General features: G+C 69.0%; 14 protein-coding genes. 4 read left to right on the plus strand and 10 right to left on the minus strand.

The annotated features are described in order from the left end of the window. Positions 1-64: 64 nt before the first annotated feature. Entirely contained in the window at positions 65-2,683 is a 2,619-nt protein-coding gene (locus ACEQX1_RS06465) for an ATP-dependent helicase (protein ID WP_370196631.1), read from the minus strand. Positions 2,684-2,833: 150 nt separating this feature from the next. Here ACEQX1_RS06465 and ACEQX1_RS06470 point away from each other — a divergent pair, with 150 nt between their 5' ends. Further along, positions 2,834-3,718: a dienelactone hydrolase family protein gene (locus ACEQX1_RS06470; RefSeq protein ID WP_370195969.1), complete on the plus strand. Its 885-nt coding sequence runs from the start codon at positions 2,834-2,836 to the stop codon at positions 3,716-3,718. A gap of 19 nt (positions 3,719-3,737) precedes the next feature. Next, the gene (locus tag ACEQX1_RS06475; protein WP_370196632.1) at positions 3,738-5,012 is read left to right on the plus strand and encodes an MFS transporter; all 1,275 of its coding nucleotides are present in this window, start codon (positions 3,738-3,740) and stop codon (positions 5,010-5,012) included. A gap of 4 nt (positions 5,013-5,016) precedes the next feature. Here ACEQX1_RS06475 and ACEQX1_RS06480 read toward each other — a convergent pair whose 3' ends face one another. The 7 genes from ACEQX1_RS06480 to hemP all read right to left on the minus strand — a co-directional run bounded on the left by ACEQX1_RS06480 (position 5,017) and on the right by hemP (position 12,214). Next, positions 5,017-7,509 (minus strand): putative bifunctional diguanylate cyclase/phosphodiesterase, encoded by a 2,493-nt coding sequence (locus ACEQX1_RS06480; RefSeq protein ID WP_370196633.1) that lies wholly within the window; start codon positions 7,507-7,509, stop codon positions 5,017-5,019. Positions 7,510-7,569: 60 nt separating this feature from the next. Continuing rightward, the gene (locus tag ACEQX1_RS06485) at positions 7,570-7,896 is read right to left on the minus strand and encodes a plastocyanin/azurin family copper-binding protein (RefSeq protein ID WP_370195965.1); all 327 of its coding nucleotides are present in this window, start codon (positions 7,894-7,896) and stop codon (positions 7,570-7,572) included. Positions 7,897-7,921: 25 nt separating this feature from the next. After that, positions 7,922-8,977, minus strand: coding sequence for a catalase family peroxidase (locus ACEQX1_RS06490; RefSeq protein ID WP_370195963.1), 1,056 nt, complete (start codon positions 8,975-8,977; stop codon positions 7,922-7,924). 157 nt (positions 8,978-9,134) lie between these two features. Next, on the minus strand, positions 9,135-9,944 hold the full coding sequence (locus ACEQX1_RS06495; protein ID WP_370196634.1) for a heme ABC transporter ATP-binding protein: 810 nt from the start codon (positions 9,942-9,944) through the stop codon (positions 9,135-9,137). Then, entirely contained in the window at positions 9,944-11,056 is a 1,113-nt protein-coding gene (locus ACEQX1_RS06500; protein WP_370195961.1) for a FecCD family ABC transporter permease, read from the minus strand. The genes ACEQX1_RS06495 and ACEQX1_RS06500 overlap by 1 nt, the downstream gene beginning before the upstream one ends. Continuing rightward, a complete protein-coding gene (locus tag ACEQX1_RS06505; protein ID WP_370195960.1) occupies positions 11,053-12,000 on the minus strand; it encodes a hemin ABC transporter substrate-binding protein in 948 nt (315 codons plus the stop codon). The genes ACEQX1_RS06500 and ACEQX1_RS06505 overlap by 4 nt, the downstream gene beginning before the upstream one ends. 10 nt (positions 12,001-12,010) lie before the next feature. Beyond that, a complete protein-coding gene (gene hemP, locus ACEQX1_RS06510) occupies positions 12,011-12,214 on the minus strand; it encodes a hemin uptake protein HemP (RefSeq protein ID WP_277027619.1) in 204 nt (67 codons plus the stop codon). 201 nt (positions 12,215-12,415) lie between these two features. Between hemP and ACEQX1_RS06515 the strand changes: the two genes are divergently transcribed. Together ACEQX1_RS06515 and ACEQX1_RS06520 are read left to right on the plus strand one after the other, a co-directional pair. Next, positions 12,416-14,557: a TonB-dependent hemoglobin/transferrin/lactoferrin family receptor gene (locus ACEQX1_RS06515; RefSeq protein ID WP_370195959.1), complete on the plus strand. Its 2,142-nt coding sequence runs from the start codon at positions 12,416-12,418 to the stop codon at positions 14,555-14,557. 23 nt (positions 14,558-14,580) lie between these two features. Then, positions 14,581-14,925, plus strand: a complete 345-nt coding sequence (locus ACEQX1_RS06520; protein WP_370195958.1) for an antibiotic biosynthesis monooxygenase — start codon at positions 14,581-14,583, stop codon at positions 14,923-14,925. A gap of 62 nt (positions 14,926-14,987) precedes the next feature. On the opposite strand, the gene ACEQX1_RS06525 is transcribed toward ACEQX1_RS06520, so the two are convergent. Together ACEQX1_RS06525 and ACEQX1_RS06530 are read right to left on the minus strand one after the other, a co-directional pair. Next, entirely contained in the window at positions 14,988-16,121 is a 1,134-nt protein-coding gene (locus ACEQX1_RS06525; RefSeq protein WP_370195956.1) for a zinc-dependent alcohol dehydrogenase family protein, read from the minus strand. 207 nt (positions 16,122-16,328) lie between these two features. Next, on the minus strand, positions 16,329-18,122 hold the full coding sequence (locus tag ACEQX1_RS06530) for a TRAP transporter permease (RefSeq protein ID WP_370196635.1): 1,794 nt from the start codon (positions 18,120-18,122) through the stop codon (positions 16,329-16,331). Between the last annotated feature and the right edge of the window lie 104 nt (positions 18,123-18,226).

Here is an 18,226-nt window from a genome sequence, read left to right on the forward strand (position 1 = left end):
TGAGAGGCGGGAGCCTGGCCCGTCATCCGGTCCGGCCGTCAGACAGGCGGCGGCCGGCCGATGCTCAGGTCGGCTCCACGAAGCCTTCGAGCACGCGCTTCTGGCCGGCCTTGTCGAAATCGACGGTCAGCTTGTTGCCCTCGACGCTGGCGACGGTGCCGTTGCCGAACTTCAGGTGGAAGACCCGGTCGCCGGAGGCAAAGCGGCTGGCTTCGGTTGCCACCGATTTCGCCACCAGTTCGCCCTCGATATCGCGCGGGCCGCCCTTGCGGGCCGCGGCATTGAGGCCGAAGCCGGTGCGCGGCGGCTGGTTGTGGCCCTTGCCGCCGTGCTGGCCGCTGCGGGCGCCGACGCCGCCCTCGTCATAGCTGATCTCGCGGGTGCGCCCGCCCGACCAGCCGTCGCCGCCCCGGCCGCGCCCGCCATTGCCACCGGCAAAGCCGGCATTGGCCGCCTGGGCGCGGCGCCAGCCCGGCGTCGTATAGGCGCCTTCCTGGAAGGCCGCCGCGCCGTCCCAGCGGCTGGCGCCGTAGCCGCCATAGGAGGTGTTGGCCTCCATCACCTCGACATGCGCCTCGGGCAGTTCGTCGAGAAAGCGCGACGGGATGGTCGACTGCCACATGCCGTGGATGCGGCGATTGGAGACGAACCAGATTTTCACCCGCTGCTTGCCGCGAGTGATGCCGACATAGGCCAGCCGGCGTTCTTCCTCGAGGCCGGAGCGGCCGCCCTCGTCGAGGGCGCGCTGATGGGGAAACAGCCCCTCCTCCCAGCCGGGCAGGAAGACGGTCTCGAACTCCAGCCCCTTGGCCGCGTGCAGCGTCATGATCGAGACGGCGTCCATCTCGGCGTTCTGCTCGGTGTCCATGACCAGCGCCACATGCTCCAGGAAGGAGGGCAGCGTGTCATAGGCCTCCATGGAGCGGATGAGTTCCTTCAAATTCTCCAGTCGGCCCGGCGCCTCGGCCGAGCGGTCGTTCTGCCACATCTCGGTGTAGCCGGATTCCTCGAGGATCTGCTCGGCGAGATCGGTGTGCTTGGCGGTCGATAATTGCTCGGCCCAGCGCACCAGATCGGTGACCACCCGGCGCAGCGCGTTGCGCGGCTTGGGCTTCAGCTCCTCGGTTTCCACCATCTCCACCGCCGCCGCGATCAGCGGCACGCCGCGGGCGCGGGCATAATCGTGCAGCAGCCGCATGGTGGCGTCGCCGAGCCCGCGCTTGGGCGTGTTGACGATCCGCTCGAAGGCCAGGTCGTCGGCCGGCTGGCAGACGCAGCGGAAATAGGCGAGCGCGTCGCGCACCTCCATCCGCTCGTAGAAGCGCGGACCGCCGATCACCCGGTAGTTCAGCCCCATGGTGACGAAGCGGTCTTCGAACTCGCGCATCTGGAACGAGGCGCGCACCAGGATCGCCATGTCGTTGAGATTGTGGTCCTCGCGCCGCTGCAGATCCTCGATCGCCTCGCCGATCGCCCGCGCCTCCTCCTCCGAATCCCAGCCGGCATTGACCTCGACCTTCTGGTGCTCGGGGTCGGAATAGTCGGTGAACAGCGTCTTGCCGAGCCGGTCCTCGTTATGGGCGATCAGATGCGAGGCAGCGCCGAGGATGTGGGCGGTGGAGCGATAATTGCGCTCCAGCCGGATCACCGTCGCGCCGGGAAAGTCCCGGTCAAAGCGCAGGATGTTGTCGACCTCGGCGCCGCGCCAGCCATAGATCGACTGATCGTCGTCGCCGACGCAGCAGATGTTGACCGGCGGCCGCTCGGCCGCGCCCGCCTCGGCGGTGCCTGCCTGCGTCACGGCGCCGGCGCCTGCCGCCTGCCGAAGCGCGGGGCTGCGCCCCGCCTCGCCTCGCACCTGCGAACGCTGGGCCAGAAGCCGCAGCCAGAGATACTGGGCGACATTGGTGTCCTGGTACTCGTCCACCAGGATGTAGCGGAAGCGGTCGTGGTACTCCGCGAGGACGTCCGGGTTGTCCCGGAAGATGGCGATCGGATGCAGCAGGAGATCGCCGAAATCGCAGACGTTGAGGGACTGCAGCCGCGCCTGATAGGCGGCGTAGAGTTCCCGCCCCTTGCCGTTGGCGAAGGCCCGCGCGTCGCCCTCGGGAATGTCCTTCGGCGTCAGCGCCTTGTTCTTCCAGCCATCCAGCATGTTGGCAAAGGTGCGGGCCGGCCAGCGCTTGTCGTCGAGATTCTCGGCCTTGATGAGCTGCTTGATCAGCCGAATCTGGTCGTCGGTGTCGAGAATGGTGAAGTTCGACTTCAGCCCGGCGAGTTCCGCGTGGCGGCGCAGGATCTTCACGCCGATCGAGTGGAAGGTGCCGAGCCACGGCATGCCCTCGACCTGCTCCCCGACCAGAAGGCCGATGCGCTGCTTCATCTCGCGCGCGGCCTTGTTGGTGAAGGTCACGGCGAGGATCTGCGACGGCCAGGCCCGGCCGGTGGCGAGGATATGGGCGATGCGCGTCGTCAGGACGCGCGTCTTGCCCGTACCGGCGCCGGCCAGCACCAGCACCGGGCCCTCGGTGGTCTCCACGGCGGCGCGCTGCTCGGCATTGAGGCCGGAGAGATAGTCCGGCGCGCCGGCATTGCGGGCCACCCCGCGGGCCGACAGCGCACGGGCGGCGATGCCGCCGGGACGGGCCGCCGGGACCCCGGTTGATTCGTCGAAATCAGTCATCCGCGCCAATGTAAGACTTCGCGCGCGGAACACTAGGGAAGCGGTCGCCGGAAGCCGGCATGGCGCCGCCGCGATGCGCGATTGCCGCCGCATTGCGCCGGGGCCGCAACAAGTTAGTATGCCCTGCGAACGGTGATGGAGCAGGCGATCATGGACGACAGGACCCCGACGATCACCCAGGCGATGATCGATGCCTATGACGAATACACGCACCTGACGCTCGATCGCCGCGGCTTCATGCGCCGGCTGACGGCACTGGCCGGTTCGGCGACCGCGGCGGCCGCCATCGCGCCGCTGATGGCCGCATCCAGCGCCCGCGCCGCCATCGTCGCACCGGACGATCCGCGTCTCGCCGGCGTCTGGGCCACCTATCCCGGCGCCAGCGGCGAGATGAAGGCCTATGTGGCCCGGCCCGCCGATGCGACCGATGCCCTGCCTTCCGTGCTGGTGATCCACGAGAACCGCGGCCTCAACGCCCATATCCAGGACGTCGCCCGGCGGCTGGCGCTGGAAGGCTTCCTGGTCGTGGCGCCCGACTTCCTGTCGCCGGCCGGCGGCACGCCGCCGGACGAGGACAAGGCCCGCGAGATGATCGGCGCGCTGGATGCCGAGACCCGCATCGCCGATGCCAAGGCATCCCGCAAATGGCTCGCCGGCCGCGAGGACGGCAATGGCCACGTCGGGGCGGTCGGCTTCTGCTGGGGCGGCGGCCTCGTCAACGACCTCGCCGTCGCCGATCCGGACCTTGCCGCCGGTGTCGCCTATTACGGCCGCCAGCCGGATGCGGACAAGGTCGCCGACATCAAGGCGGCGATGCTCTTGCATTACGCCGGCCTCGACGAGCGCATCAATGCCGGCATCGACGCCTATCGCGACGCGCTGGAGGCCGCCGGAACCGAGCATCAGGTCCATGTCTATGCGGGCGTCAACCACGCCTTCAACAACGACACCTCTCAGGCCCGCTACGACGAGGTTGCCGCCGGGCTGGCCTGGGGCCGCACCGTCGACTTCCTGAAGACGCATCTGGGCAGCTAGGCCCGCCGGGACAGCCCGGATGCGTGCGGCTCACGCCGTCCTCTGCCTGGCCTTCGGCGAGACCATAGTCTGGGCCGGCTTCTACTATCTCTTTCCGGCGCTCCTCCTGCGCTGGGAGGCCGATGCCGGCTGGTCCAAGACCTGGCTGACCGCGGCTTTCGCGGCGGCCATCATCGTCTCGGCAATCGTCTCGCCGACGGCGGGCCGCCTGATCGACCGCGGCCACGGTCCGCTGGTAATGGGCGGCTCCGCTCTGGCGGGGGCGATCCTTCTGGCGCTGCTGCCCTTCGCCGACACGTTGCCCGCCTTCGCGCTGCTCTGGCTCGGGATCGGTGCCGCGATGGGCGGCTGCCTCTACGAGCCCTGCTTCGCCTTGGTCACGCGGGCGCTCGGTGCCGATGCCCGCCCGGCGATCACCCGCGTCACGCTGGTGGCGGGTTTTGCCGGCACCCTGTCCTTTCCGCTCAATCACGTCATGGCCGAGACGGCCGGCTGGCAGGGCGCCGTCTGGCTGTTCGCCGCGCTTGTCGGATGCCTGGGCGTGCCGCTGATCGTCCTCGGCGCCCGGGCGCTCGAAGCCTCCGCCGGCCTTTCGAGCGAAGCCCACGGGGCTGGCGGCTCTGGCGAGGCCACCGCCAGTCCGGCCGTTGCCGCGCCGGCGTTGGCCACGACCGCGTCGTCCGCGCCGGCCCCCGCCCTCCTGCGCCGTCCGCTGTTCTGGTATCTCGCCGCCGGCTTTTCGCTGCTCGGCTTCAATCACGGGGTGGTGCTGAACCATCTGCTGCCGATCCTCGCCGACCGGGGCGTCAGTCTCGACCTGGCGGTGCTCGCCGCGGCGATGATCGGGCCGATGCAGGTCGCCGGGCGGCTGGCGCTGATGCTCGGCGGTGCCCGCCTGTCCAACGCATGGGTGACGACGCTGTCCTTCGCCTTCGTGATCACGGCAACGCTCTGCCTGATCGCGGCGGAGTTCGCGCCCCTCCTGGTGATCGCCTTCGTCGTCCTGCAGGGCAGCGGCTACGGCGTCCTCAGCATCATGCGGCCGGTGATGACGCGGGAGATTCTCGGCCAGGCCCGGTTCGGCGCGATCAGCGGCGCCATGGCCGTGCCGTATCTGTGCGCCTACGCCCTGTCGCCCTTTGTCGGCTCGCTGCTCTGGGCGGCCGGCGGCTACGACGTCGCGCTGGCGGTGGTGGCGCTGCTCACCCTTGTCGGGCTGGCCTGCTACCGGTCGGCCCTGCGCCATGCGACAGCCCCGGCGATCCCGCCGGAACCGGCCCGCCAGCCATCGTGATCCGTCACCCCGGCAGCGCCTGGCTGCGCGGTACGGCATCGGCCGTCGGCGAAGGCGGCAGGCAGACCAGCTCGGCCGACACGGCGTCGTTGTCCTCCACCGTCCCGCGCCCGCAGGTCAGGAGCATGCGCGCAAGCTCGTCGGCCGGCTTCGGAGGCGAGAAGAAATAGCCCTGCATCTCGCGGCAGCCCTCGCGCAACAGGATATCGCGCTGGGCCGCCGTCTCGACGCCCTCGGCGATCACCGACAGGTCCATGGCCCGGCTGAGGCCGATCACGGCGCGGATGATCGCCATGTTCTCGCGATCGTCGATGTGGCGGACGAAGGATTGGTCGATCTTGATCTTGTCGAAGGGGAACCGGCTGAGATAGCCGAGCGAGGAATAGCCGGTGCCGAAATCGTCCATGGAGATGCCGATCCCATGGTCGCGGAACCGCTTCAGCGTCGCCAGCACCGTGGCGCTGTCCTGCAGCAGCAGCGATTCCGTGACCTCGATCCGCAGCCGTTCGGGGGCGAGGCCGGCGCGCTCCAGTGCCGCCTCGACGATATCGGCGAGGCCCGGGTCGCGGAACTGCACCGGCGAAAGATTGACCGAGATGGCCAGGTCCGACGGCCATTCGGCGGCCTGCCGGCAGGCGGTCTCCAGAACCCAGACGCCGAGCGGCGCCATCAGCCCGCAATCCTCGGCGACCGGGATGAACTCGGCCGGCGAGACCAGGCCGCGCTGCGGATGGTGCCAGCGCAACAAAGCCTCGAACCCGGTGACGACCTGGCGCTCGACATCCACGAAGGGCTGGTAGAACAGCGCGAATTCCTCGTTCTCGACGGCCAGCCGCAGGTCGAGTTCGAGCTGCCGCCGCGCCTCCAGACCGGCATCCATGTCCGGCTCGAAGAAGCGGAAGGTGCCGCGACCCTCGCTCTTGGCCCGGTAGAGGGCCACGTCGGCATTCTTGATGATGGTGTCCGGGTCGATCGCCCGGCCGGCCTCGGCCATTTCCGCCGTGACGAAGATGCCGACGCTGACGCCGACGCAGATCGGCCGCTCGTCGATGGGAAACGGCTCGACGAAGGCATCGACGATGCGCTGCGCCAGGGCTGCGGCGCCAAGATGCGGATCGCTGGCCGACTGGATGATCGAAAACTCGTCGCCGCCGACGCGGGCCACGAGATCGCCCTGCCTGACGCAGGACAGCAACCTTGCGGCTGCGGCGCGCAGCAGCGCGTCGCCGGTCGGATGGCCGAGCGTGTCGTTGACCGCCTTGAAGCCGTCGAGGTCGAGGCAGAGCACGCTGGTGTTGGCGATGCCGGCCGGGGTCCGCGTCGCCGTCTCCAGCCGGTCGCGGAACTGCACCCGGTTGGGCAGTCCGGTGAGCGCGTCGTGCAGCGCCATGTGGGAGAGCTTCGCCTGCGCCCGATACTGGTCGGTGACGTCCTCGAACGTGTCGAGCCAGCCACCGCCTTCGATCGCCTGCCGGGAGGTCGCGATCATCCGGCCGTCGGGAAGTTCGTGGGTGAAGCTGCCGTCCGGACCGGGCGCCAGAAGATGCTGGATCTCCGGATCGAGCAGCACCTGCCGCGCCGACACGCCGATCTGCAGACCGCCGAACATCTCCGCGAACCGCCGGTTGAAGATCACCAGCCGCTCGTTGACGTCGAACAGGCACAGGCCCTGGGTCATGTTGTTGAGCGCCGCCTCGAAGCGGCTGTTCTGGATGGCGATATGGCTGTCGTAGCTGTCGGCCTGCTCGGCCATCAGCTCGCGGATGCGGCCGATATGCTCGCCGATGCTGCGCTGCATCGTCGCCAGGGCGCGCATCAGCTGGGCCGTCTCGTCGTGACCATGTGGCACGATCTCGTTGTCGAGCTTGCCGCGGGCGATCGATTCGGCCACCTGCACGGCCCGGTTCAGCGGCGGCACGATCATCCGCGCCAGCATCAGCGAGATCATCACGGCGAGCACCACGGCCGCCGCCATCGCGCCCTGGGTGCTGTGCATCGAGGCTTCGATCAGCTCGCCGACTTCCCGGCGGAAACGGTAGCCGTCGCCGGCGAGGATCTCGACCGCCGTGTCGAATTCGCCGTCGAGGGCGGAAAACCGCGCCCGCAGCTGCGTGTTGTCCAGCGTGCTGAAATCCTGCTGCAGCAATTGCAGCCCGGTGCGGATTTCGCCGATCTTGCGGCGGCCCCCGGGCGACATCGCCCGCTCCGAGGCAACGTCGAGATCCGCCATGATGTCCGGCAGGGATGTCGACAGCGCCGTCTGCGCCGACAGGAACGCTTCGCCATCGCCCCGCACCTCGCCCGAACGCAGCTGCAGATCGTCCATCTCGATCTGCAGGAGCGAGTTCTGCGCCGAGCGCAGATAGCTCAGCGACAGAAGCGCCTCGTCGTAGATGCGGGTGGCGAGGTCACCGGCCCCACGCTGCGAGTGCTGCGCAAAGACGCCGAGACCGAGCGTGACGAGCGTCAGGCACAGGCAGCCGACAAGAAGTTTCAACCGGAGGGGCATGCGGTGTCGTAATCTCGGAGCGTTAGGAGGGGCGGTATCTGCCGGGTATCATTCGACCGAAACGGCGAGGCTCATGCGCGGGTGAATGCCGCAGCGGACTTCGTAGTCGCCCCGTCGCGGAAAGGTGACCTCGATCATCTCGCCGGGCGCCTGTTCGTCGGAATCGAAGCTGAAGCCGTCGGTCTCGACATAGATCTGGTGCAGGAACTCGTCGCGATTGGTGAAGCGCAACGTGTCACCCTCCTCGATCGCCACCACCTTGCGGTCGAACATGCGGTCGATCTGGTCGATGACGACCATGTGCCCTGCCGCCATGGCGACGACGATCGGCAGGGTGAAGCCGCACAGGGCGGCGCAGATGACGAGACGGAGCATCCGGGACGTCCTTTCCGTGTCGGGGCTAGTGGCTGTCCGTCGCCGCTGCGCCGGCGGTCAGTCGTCGGCTATAGGACATGCGGTAGCTGCGGGTGCGCGTGATCAGCATCGGGTCGTCGGACGGCGCGATGCCGCCGACGAGGCTGAGCGGCGTGAAGACGAGCTCGCGCTGCCGCGCGACCGAATCGGCAGCCAGCGTCGTCAGGGACAGGACGCCGAGCTCCACCTGTTCGCGGTCCTCGGGCCAGGGAAAGGCCGCCCGGGTGATCGGATCGCCCTCGCCGGCGAGCTGGACCAGCAGGCGGAATTGCACCGGCCCGTCCTCCAGCCGCTCGGCCATGTCCTGCGACAGGTAGTCGGGGTCCTTTGCCGCCGCTTCGGCCGCGCTCAGATGCGCGACGCCCGTGACCGGCACCAGCCGATACTTGCCGAAGCGCGAGTCGCCGGCCGCATTGGTGAAGGAGAAGGCGTTGACGCCGTAGAAGGCCTCGGTGGCGAAGCTGACCGGTGCCGGCTTCGGCGCGTCGATGAAGCGTTTGGCGGCCGGATGCGCGGCCAGGTGATCGGCGAAATCCTGCGGATCGGACGAGCCGAGCGCCTGGACGAAGCGGCGGAACTCCTCCGGCGTCTGGGCGGCGAAGCCGTCGAAGGAATGGGCGACGATGTCGGTTGAGCCGCCGTCCGGCAGCAGGAACTTGATCGCCATGCCCTTGGGGTTCGCGTCACCGGTATTGTCGCCGACATGGGGCACGCCGGCGAAATTCGAGAAGCGGACCGTCACATCCACATCGCCCCCGGTGAGATGCTCGGCGCGGGTCAGCGATGCCGCGTCCTTCGACGGGCGGAACGTCCCGTCAAGGAGAATGCCCTTGGAATGGGCCGTCCGGTAGCCCTTGTGCGGTCCGCCGAAAACCTTGTCGAGCCCGGCGACGATGTCCCGGGCGAGCTGGGTCTGGCTGCTGCCGGCCGGCTTGTCCTCGGCAAGCGCGGGTGCGGCGCCGAACAATGCCGTCGAAACTGCAAGAACGGCTGCCGCGCGCCGAATCAGGGCGTTGGCGCGCCTGTCGTCAGGTCTGGTCATTGCGGGATTCCTGCCAGTTGCTCACGCGGCAACCTGACACGCGCCTGCTTAACCCATTGCTACATTGCGGATAATTCCGGGCAGCCGATTGTTAGCCGGAACGGGACGTCACGGCAGAGCTGTCGCAAGGGCAATGGAAGCGGCGACTGGAATGCGATCAGGCGGCATTGATCGGCGCGGTCTGGGGCAGGACGAAGGGCAGATTTGGTGGTGTCCGGCCAACCGGCAGGGCGATGCCGTAGACCGCACTGACAAGCGCGTCGTCGACGACAGTGCCGACCGGCCCGTTGGCCAGGACGCGCCCGTCCTTGAGCGCGACGATGCGGTCGCTCGCAAGCGCTGCGAGATTGAGGTCGTGCAGCACCACGACGACCCCGATGCCCCGCCCCGCCAGCCGCCGGGCCAGCGAGAGGGTCTCGACCTGGTGGCGCAGATCGAGACTGGCGGTGGGTTCGTCCAGAAGCAGGTAATGGCCGTCCGCGCCGTCGCCGGCCGGCGGTTCCATCGCCGCTTCGAGCTGGGCGATGGCCCGGGCCAGATGCACGCGCTGGGCCTCGCCGCCGGACAGGCTCGGCACCAGCCGCGCCGCATGGCCGGACATGTCCACCTGCGCCAGCGCCGCGGCGGCGATGGCTTCGCGCCGCCGGCCGAGCGCCCCGCCCGCCTCGGCGCCGAAGCCGACGATCTCGGCGGCGGTGAAGGGAAAGGCGAGCGCCACGCTCTGGGCGACCACCGCGCGGCGCCGCGACAGCGCGGCAGCACCGATGTCTCCCATCGCGCACCCGTCGAGGCGCGCCGCACCGCGATCCGGCCGCATCTGCCCGCTCAGCACCTTCAACAGCGTCGACTTGCCGGCCCCGTTGGCACCGATTACCGCGACGCATTCGCCGGGAGTGACGGCAAGGCTGACGCCGTCGAGGATGGTCCGGCCGCCAAGGGAGACCGAAATGTCGGCGAGTTCCAGCATCAGACCACCAGCCCGCCGCGCCGCCGCAGCAGCAGCCAGAGGAAGAACGGCGCCCCGACCAGCGCGGTCAGGATGCCGATCGGCAATTCGGCGGGGGCGACGATGGTCCGCGCCGCGGTGTCGGCGGCAACGACGAGACTGCCGCCGAAGAGCGCCGCCGCGGGCAGCAGGGTGCGGTGGTCCGGGCCGATCAGCGTGCGCAGGAGATGCGGCGCGATCAGGCCGACGAAGCCGATGATCCCGGAAATGGCGACGGCCGCGCCGATCGCCCCGGCGATGACGAACACGGCGAGGCGCGTGACGCGCTGCACGTCGATGCCGAGATGAAACGCTTCCGTGTGGCCGAGCGTCATGGCGTTGAGGCTGCGGGCAAGAAACGGCGCGGCGATGAAGGCCGGCAGCATCAGCGGCAGCACCGCCGCGATCTTCGGCCATGTGGCGCCGCCGAGGCCGCCCATGGTCCAAAAGGTCAGTTCGCGCAATTGCTGGTCGTTGGAAATGAAGACGAGCACGCCGATGAGGGCGCTGGCGAGCGCGGCCAGCGCGATGCCGACGAGCAGCATGGCGGCCACGGAGGTGCGGCCGTTCACCGTCGAAAGCCGGTACAGGATGATTGTCGTGCAGAGGCTGCCGAGGAAGGCGGCGATCGGCAGCAGATGGCGCGCGACAAGCTCCGGCAGCCAGCCGGCGGCCATTTCCCCCAGCACGATGCTGGTTACGGCGGCGAGCGCGGCACCTGAGGAGATTCCGACAAGCGACGGATCGGCCAGCGGATTTCGAAACAGCCCCTGCATCATCGCGCCGGACAAAGCGAGCGCCGCCCCGACCAGCATGCCGGCAAGAACGCGCGGCAGGCGAATGTCGAGGACGATGGTGGCCAGCGACAGGTCCAGCGTCTCCCGGCGACCGGCCGCGGCCGCGACCAGCGCGTCGAGCGTGGCCGAAAGCGACAGGCCGGCGGCCCCGACCGTCAGCGCGACGAGGCAGACCAGCACCGCAAGGATCGCCGCGGCGATGACGCCGATCCGCGCCAGCGCGGCGCGGTCGCGGGAACGCAGAAGGCGCACGCCCCTCCTCGCTTGTCCGCCCACCAGTTCGCCGGAGACGCTCACCGGGGCTCGACCCAGGCGCGTGGCGGCAGCGCCGGCAGATCGAGCCCGGGATACAGATCGGCCGCCAGATCCCGGATCGCATGGGCCGTGCGCGGGCCGAAGCCGAGAAGATAGGTCCCGTCATAGGCAAAGAGCCGGTCGTCCTTCACCGCCGGCGTCGTTGCGAAGGCCGGGTCGGCGCGCACGTGATCGAGCCCGTCGGCATGCTCGCCCGACTGCATGGTGACGACCGCATCCGGCGCCGCGGCAACGACGGCTTCCGGCGTTGCGGGCTTGAAGCCTGTAAAGGCGGCAAAGGCGTTGTCGGCGCCGGCCAGCGCCAGCATGGCGTCGGCCGAGGTCTCGCGGCCGGCCACCATCGGCGCCCCGCCCCGCATGGCCAGGACGAAGGCAACGCTCGCCCGGTCGTCCACATTTGCGGTCGCCGCAGTCACGGCCGCCAGGTCCGCCGCGACCGCCGCAGCCAGTTCCTCGCCCTTCTCCCCTGCCCCGACAGCGTCGGCCACGGCGCGGATCTTGGCGACGATCCCGTCGGCCGTCGGCGTGTCGGGAATGTTGACGAAGGGCACCGAAGCCGCTTCCAGGACGTCGAGCACGTCCGGCGGGCCAGCACCCTCGATGGCGACGATCAGCGTCGGCGACAGCGCCAGGATGCCTTCCGCCGCCAGGGCGCGCATGTAGCCGACATCCGGCATGTCCGTCATCGCCGCTGGATAGGTGCTGGTGGTGTCCACCGCGACGATCTTGTCGGCCATGCCGAGCGCGTCGAGGATTTCGGTCACCGCCCCGCCGATCGACACGATGCGCGCCGTATCGGCGATCGCGACCGTGCGGCCATGGGCGTCGACGACGCTGCGGCTCTCCGCCATCGCCTGAGCCGAGAGGGCCGGCAGGAGCGACAGCGCCGCGGCGGCGATGGTGAGGCGGCGGATAAGGCTTTGCATGCCGGATGTCCTACTTGGTCAGGATGAGCTTGTTGTTGGACGTCAGCCGCAGCCGGTAGATGTCGCCGGCATGCCGGATCAGGACTTCCCGCCCGGCCGAAAACAGCTCGGCGGCATTCAGCATCGGCAGCGTTCCGCCCCCGGTTCCTCTCGCCTCCTGGCCGGTCCCCGTCTGCGGCTTCGGCGCCGTTTCGCACATCATCTGCACCCTCATCGTCGTCATCCCGCGCTGGACACCCCAGCCCACCGGGCCTTGCCACCCCCTCGGCAACAATGTTGACTCTGATAGTCAGGTTAAATATCGAATGCAAGCAAGGCGCCACGGTCGACAAGCCGTTCGCCTCCGGATGCCAGCCAGCCGCTCCTGACCGTAGCCAGCCAGCCCGTCACGCCTCTCAAACGACAGCGGGAAATCATGGCCCATCCAGACGGGCGCCTTCGCGGCGCGACACCACCCCTCCTTCTTTCCCTGGCGACGGGCGTCTCGCTCCTCGCCCTTTCGACCGTCGCCATGGCGCAGGATGTGCAAACCACGCAGGAACCGGCGGGCGCTCCGGACATGGATGCGATGGCGATCCAGCTCGACGAGGTGTCGATCCTCGCCAATCGCGGTCCGCAGAGCCCTATCCAGAGTCTTGGCGGCGTCAGCGTCGTCGGCCGTGACGAGATCGCCCGCTACAATGCCGGCGACCTGGAGGACGTGCTGGCGACGATTCCGGGCGTGTCCACCACCAGCGACCGCGACGATCCCGGCGTGTCCATTTCCGTCCGCGGCCTGCGCGATTCCGGCCGGGTCAACGTGATGATCGACGGCGCCCGCCAGAATTTCGGCGTGCAGGGCCATCTCGACAACAATCTCGTCTATGTCGATCCGGCGCTTCTGGGCGGTATCGACGTGATCCGCGGCCCGGTGGCGAACGCCTACGGGTCCGGCGCGATCGGCGGCGTCGTGGCCATGCGCACGCTGGAACTGGAAGACCTTTTGACGCCATCCGAGCGCTACGCGGCGCGCCTCGGCACGGTCTACGGCACCAACGGGCCGGACTGGCTGGGCAAGCTGGAAGCCGGCGTGCGTCTCACCGAGGACGCGGATGTCTACGGCGCCTTCGTCTACCGCGACGAGGACGACTACCGGGACGGTGACGGCAACGATGTCGACAACACCGGCTTCGACGTGCGCTCCGGCGTCCTGAAGGCGCGGCTGCGCCCCGCCGACGGTCACGAGATCACCCTGTCGGGCGTCATCTACGACAACGACTTCGTCTCATCGACCGGCACCGGCGCCGATCGCGACACCGACGTGCGCAACGCCACTTACCGGCTCGGCTACACCTTCGTCAGCCCCGACACGCCGCTGGTCGACCTCAACTTCAACCTCTATCGCAACGAGACCGACTACACGCAGATCGACCAGAATCCCGCCGCGGCGCGCCGCGATGTCGAGGTGTCGACGACCGGCTTCGATCTCTACAACGCCTCGCGCTTCGATCTCGGCATCGTGCCCACCACCCTTACCTACGGCGTCGACTATTTCCGCGACGAAGTGGAGACCCACGACAATGTCGGCTCCACCGAACTCTTCACCCCGTCCGGCACGCGTGAGGTCTATGGCGGCTTCATCCAGGCCCGGTTCGAATACGACACCTGGCTGGAAGTGATCGGCGGCGGTCGCTTCGACCATTTCGACCTGACCAGCACGGCGACGACCGAAGAGAATACCGGCGACCGCTTCTCCCCGAAGCTCAGCGTCGGCGTCACGCCGATCCAGGGCTTCCAGATCTACGGCACCTATGCCGAAGGCCTGCGTTCGCCGACCCTGAACGAGGCGGTCGTGTCGGGCCTCCACCCGGCGCCCGCCGCCTTCGAGCTCCTGCCCAATGCCGGCCTGTCTCCGGAAGTCGGGCACACGCTGGAGGCCGGCGTGAACCTCTCCTACGACAACGTCCTCGTCGGCGGCGACGGGCTGCGCGCCAAGCTGGCGGTCTTCCGCAACGACGTCGACGACTACATCGAATATGCCACGCTGGACCGTCCCGGCGTCGCCAATCCGTGCCTTGCCGGCCGCGGCCCGATCTGCTTTGCGCGCCTGCCCTACGATGCGCTGCAGTACCAGAACATCGAGGAAGCCCGGCTGGAAGGCGTCGAGCTGGAGGCCAGCTATGACTGGCGCTGGGGCTATGTGGGTCTGGCCGGGGCGATCATCGAGGGCGAGAACCGCCGCAACGGCGATCCGCTCAACTCGGTCTATCCCGACAAGCTGACGACGACGCTGGGCTTCCGGGCGCTCGACGAACGCCTGACCTTCGGCGGCCGCTGGCATGCGGTGGCGGCCAAGGACGACGTCACCGATCCGACCCTCGCCTCGGACCGCTACGACGTCTTCGACCTCTTCGTCGCCTACGAGCCCAACGAGAACACCCGCTTCGACGCCAGCATCCGCAATCTCTTCGACCGGCAGTACCAGGCCTATTCCGGCTTCCCGGCGAGCGAGACCGACCCGGCGCCCGGCTTCGAGGCGATGTTCGGCGTGAGCATCAAGTTCGGCGTCGACAGCTGACACCCCAACACAAGGATCAGACCATGTTCATCGCAATGAACCGCTTCAAGGTGCTTCCCGGACAGGAGGAGGAGTTCGAGGCGGTCTGGCGCAATCGCGAATCCCAGCTCCAGACGGTGCCGGGCTTCGTCGAGTTCCACCTGCTGCGTGGGCCGGTGCGCGAGGACCACGTCCTCTACGCCTCGCACACCATCTGGGCCGACGAGGCCGCCTTCACCGGCTGGACCAGGTCGGAAGCGTTCCGGGCCGCCCATCGCAGTGCCGGCGAACGCCAGCCCATGTATCTCGGCCACCCCGAGTTCGAAGGCTTCACCGTCGTCCAGACCATTCCGGGTCTCGAAGCGGCAGAGCTTGCCGCTACCGGCTGAGCGACACGACCGGCCGGCGGCGCGGGTTCACGCGCTGCCGGCCGGCATGAACGGGCCCCGCGTCATAGCAGGACGACGTGGCGGACCGTGCGGCCAGCCGCGAGCGCATCGAAGCCTTCATTGATATCGTCGAGCGTTCCGCGGCTGGTCAACAGCCGGTCCACCGGCAGCCGGCCGCCGCGATACAGCGCGATGTAGCGGGGGATGTCGCGGCTCGGGATGCAGCTTCCGACATAGCTGCCCTTCAGGGTCCGCTCCTCGGCGACGAGCTTGAGCGGCGACAGGGCCATGGTCGCCGTCGGCGGCGTCAGCCCGGCCGTCACCGTCGCCCCGCCACGCCGGGTGATGGCGAAGGCGAGTTCCAGCGCCCGCGCCGAGCCGGCCATCTCGAAGGCATGATCGACACCGCCGCCGGTCGCCGCGCGCACCGCATCGGCGACCCCCTCGTCGCCGGCATTGAAGGTATCCGTCGCCCCCAGCGTCTTGGCCATCTCCAGCTTGTCGGCCTGCAGATCGACCGCGATGATCCGCGACGCCCCGGCCGCGACCGCGCCGAGAATGGCGCTGAGGCCGACGCCGCCGAGCCCGACCACGGCGACCGTCTCGCCGGCCTTGACCCGGCCGGTATTGACCACCGCGCCGACGCCCGTCAGCACCGCGCAGCCGAACAGCGCCGCGATCTCCAGCGGCAGTTCCGGATCGATCTTGATCAGCGAACGGCGGGACAGAACCGCACGCTCGGCAAAGGCCGACACGCCGAGATGATGGTGGACGGGTTCGCCCTCGCAGGACAGGCGCCGCTCACCCGACAGCAACGTGCCCTCGCCATTGCGGGCATTACCCGGCTCGCACAGCGCCGGCCGGCCTTCGGCGCAGGGGCTGCAATGGCCGCAGGACGGCACGAAGACCATCACCACGTGGTCGCCCGGGGTCAGATCGTCGACGCCCGCACCGACCGTTTCGACGATGCCCGCGGCTTCATGGCCGAGCACCATCGGGGTCGGCCGCGGCCGCACACCGTCGATCACCGAGAGGTCGGAATGGCACAGCCCGGCAGCCTTGATGCGCACCAGCACCTCGCCGAAGCCGGGCGGCGCCAGCTCGACGGTCTCGATAGTGAGCGGCTTCGACGTGGCATAGGGGCCCTCGACGGGCGATCTGCGCAGCACCGCCGCGCGCGTGGTGGTGGTCGTCATGTCTGTCCTCCCCTCGGGCCTGCCGCCGCGTTGCTCCGCGACGACCGGCATCAACGGCGCACGACCGGTCGGCCCCCGCCTTTCGGTGCAATCCGGCCGGGCGAGGCTCCCCAGTGCGCCGCATGTCTCCCTGCGATCGGCCGGGAATGTCGCATCGCCTTTGGCGGCTTGGCAATCCGCGCCCCGCGGGTTCTGCTTATGCGCGCGTCAGAGCGGCACGAAGCAGACGATCAGCCCGCCAAGGCCGGCGGCAAGCCGCAGCCATACCGGCCCCTTCCAGATGAAGGCCAGCGACAGTGCCCAGAGCGCGATGGCGATCTTCACGAAGGCGAGGCCGGCCTCGACCGGACGGTCGGCGATGTGGATGATCGCCGGATTGGCGATCATCGCCAGCGGGATGACATAGAGCCCGATGCCGAGGCGCATGGCGGACCCGGCCACCTTCAGCCAGTTCTCGCCGACCATGCCCGCCGCGATGAACACGGCCCCGCAGACCGGCGGGGTGATGGTCGACAGGAGCGCGAACCAGAAGACGAAGAGATGCGCCAGCAAGGGTTCGATGCCGAGCCGTTCCAGCGCCGGCCCGGCGATGGTCACGCAGATCACGTAGGCCGCCGTAGTCGGCACCTCCATGCCGAGGAGGATGCAGGCGATCGCGGTCAAAAGCAGCGCCGGCCAGAGGGAATCGTCGGCCACCGACAGGATCGTCGAGGTGACCTTCACCCCGAGCCCGGTCATGCCGAGGACGCCGATGACGATGGAGGCGCAGATGATGATCGCGCCGATTACCGCGATCTGCTGTCCAGCGCTGACTGCAGCCCCGCCCGCCCGCTCGACGAAGCGGTGCAGCGACACCTCGCCGCGGACATTGACGAAGAGCAGCAGCGCGGCGGCCAGGATCGCCAGGCAGGCGGCATATTGCGGCGTGAAGCCGCCGACGAACATGCGCTCCAGCAAGATGCCGAAGGGCACCGCGAAGAACATGGAGGTGATGACCACGTCGCGAACCGAGGGACGGTCCGCCGCATCGACGGCACCGAGGCCGTACCGCCGGGCGAACAGGTCGATGCCGATCCAGGTGGTCAGGAAGTAGAGGATCGCCGGCGGCAGCGCCGCCGCCATGATGGTCGCATAGGGCGTGCCGGTGAGCTCGACCATGACGAAGGCGCCTGCCCCCATCAGCGGCGGCATGATCTGGCCGCCCGACGAAGCCACCGCCTCGACCGCGCCGGCCAGCGCCCGCGGATAGCCGAGCCGGGTCATCGCCGGAATGGTCACCGCGCCGGTCGAGGCGACATTGGCCGAGGCCGAGCCGGAGATCGAACCGAACATCGCCGAGGACAGCACCGACACCTTGCCGGCACCGCCGCGCAGGCGCCCTGCCGCCAGCGTCGCGACATTCATGAAACCCTGCCCGGCCTCGCCGGCATTCAGCACGGCGCCGAGAATGACGAAGATCGAGACGATGCCGACGGACACGCCCGTGAGCGAGCCCCAGATGCCGCCCTCGGTGATGGTCATGGTGCCGAGAAAGCTGGCGAAGGGAAAGCCCGGATGGCCGTATTCGCCGGGCACATACTGGCCCAGGAGGCCGTAGGCGAGACACAGGAGGGCCACCAGCGGCAGCGGCCAGCCGATCGCGCGGCGCGCCATCTCCAGCGTGATGGCGAGCAGCGTGATCGCGACCGCCATCTGGAAGCCATTGTCGATGAAGCCGTACTGGTCGGACAGCGCCTCGGCGTTGAGCGCGATGTAGAGGCAGCCGATCTCGCCGAGGATCAGCAGCACCCAGCCGGTAAGAAGCTGCGTGCGGGTCTTCGCCAGGAAGACGAAGAGCCAGGGCAGCGCCAGCGCCATGTGGAGCGGCCGGGCGACCAGCGCCGGCACGAGACCGCTGAAGATCAGTCCCAGATGGAAGGCGATGGAGAGCAGCCCGAGCACCGGCCAGACGAACCACATCGGAGGGCGCGCGGCCGCGTCGTCGGCTACCATCGTACTCATCGCATCATCCTCGCGCGGGCCGTCGCGCGGCGCGTCGCACTTGCAGGCCGGCCCCGGCAGCGTCACGCGCTACCGGGGCCGGAAGGGTCTTTGTGGGTTCAGGG

Source organism: Aurantimonas sp., from assembly GCF_964217435.1.
Classification (GTDB): Bacteria; Pseudomonadota; Alphaproteobacteria; order Rhizobiales; family Rhizobiaceae; genus Aurantimonas; species Aurantimonas coralicida.

Coding starts and splice junctions, on each gene's coding strand:
- ACEQX1_RS06505 (WP_370195960.1), bottom strand. CDS start 12,000: ATGCAAAGCCTTATCCGCCGCCTCACCATCGCCGCCGCGGCGCTGTCG.
- ACEQX1_RS06515 (WP_370195959.1), top strand. CDS start 12,416: ATGGCCCATCCAGACGGGCGCCTTCGCGGCGCGACACCACCCCTCCTT.
- ACEQX1_RS06475 (WP_370196632.1), top strand. CDS start 3,738: ATGCGTGCGGCTCACGCCGTCCTCTGCCTGGCCTTCGGCGAGACCATA.
- ACEQX1_RS06470 (WP_370195969.1), top strand. CDS start 2,834: ATGGACGACAGGACCCCGACGATCACCCAGGCGATGATCGATGCCTAT.
- ACEQX1_RS06485 (WP_370195965.1), bottom strand. CDS start 7,896: ATGCTCCGTCTCGTCATCTGCGCCGCCCTGTGCGGCTTCACCCTGCCG.
- ACEQX1_RS06465 (WP_370196631.1), bottom strand. CDS start 2,683: ATGACTGATTTCGACGAATCAACCGGGGTCCCGGCGGCCCGTCCCGGC.
- ACEQX1_RS06520 (WP_370195958.1), top strand. CDS start 14,581: ATGTTCATCGCAATGAACCGCTTCAAGGTGCTTCCCGGACAGGAGGAG.
- hemP (WP_277027619.1), bottom strand. CDS start 12,214: ATGAGGGTGCAGATGATGTGCGAAACGGCGCCGAAGCCGCAGACGGGG.
- ACEQX1_RS06490 (WP_370195963.1), bottom strand. CDS start 8,977: ATGACCAGACCTGACGACAGGCGCGCCAACGCCCTGATTCGGCGCGCG.
- ACEQX1_RS06495 (WP_370196634.1), bottom strand. CDS start 9,944: ATGCTGGAACTCGCCGACATTTCGGTCTCCCTTGGCGGCCGGACCATC.
- ACEQX1_RS06530 (WP_370196635.1), bottom strand. CDS start 18,122: ATGAGTACGATGGTAGCCGACGACGCGGCCGCGCGCCCTCCGATGTGG.
- ACEQX1_RS06525 (WP_370195956.1), bottom strand. CDS start 16,121: ATGACGACCACCACCACGCGCGCGGCGGTGCTGCGCAGATCGCCCGTC.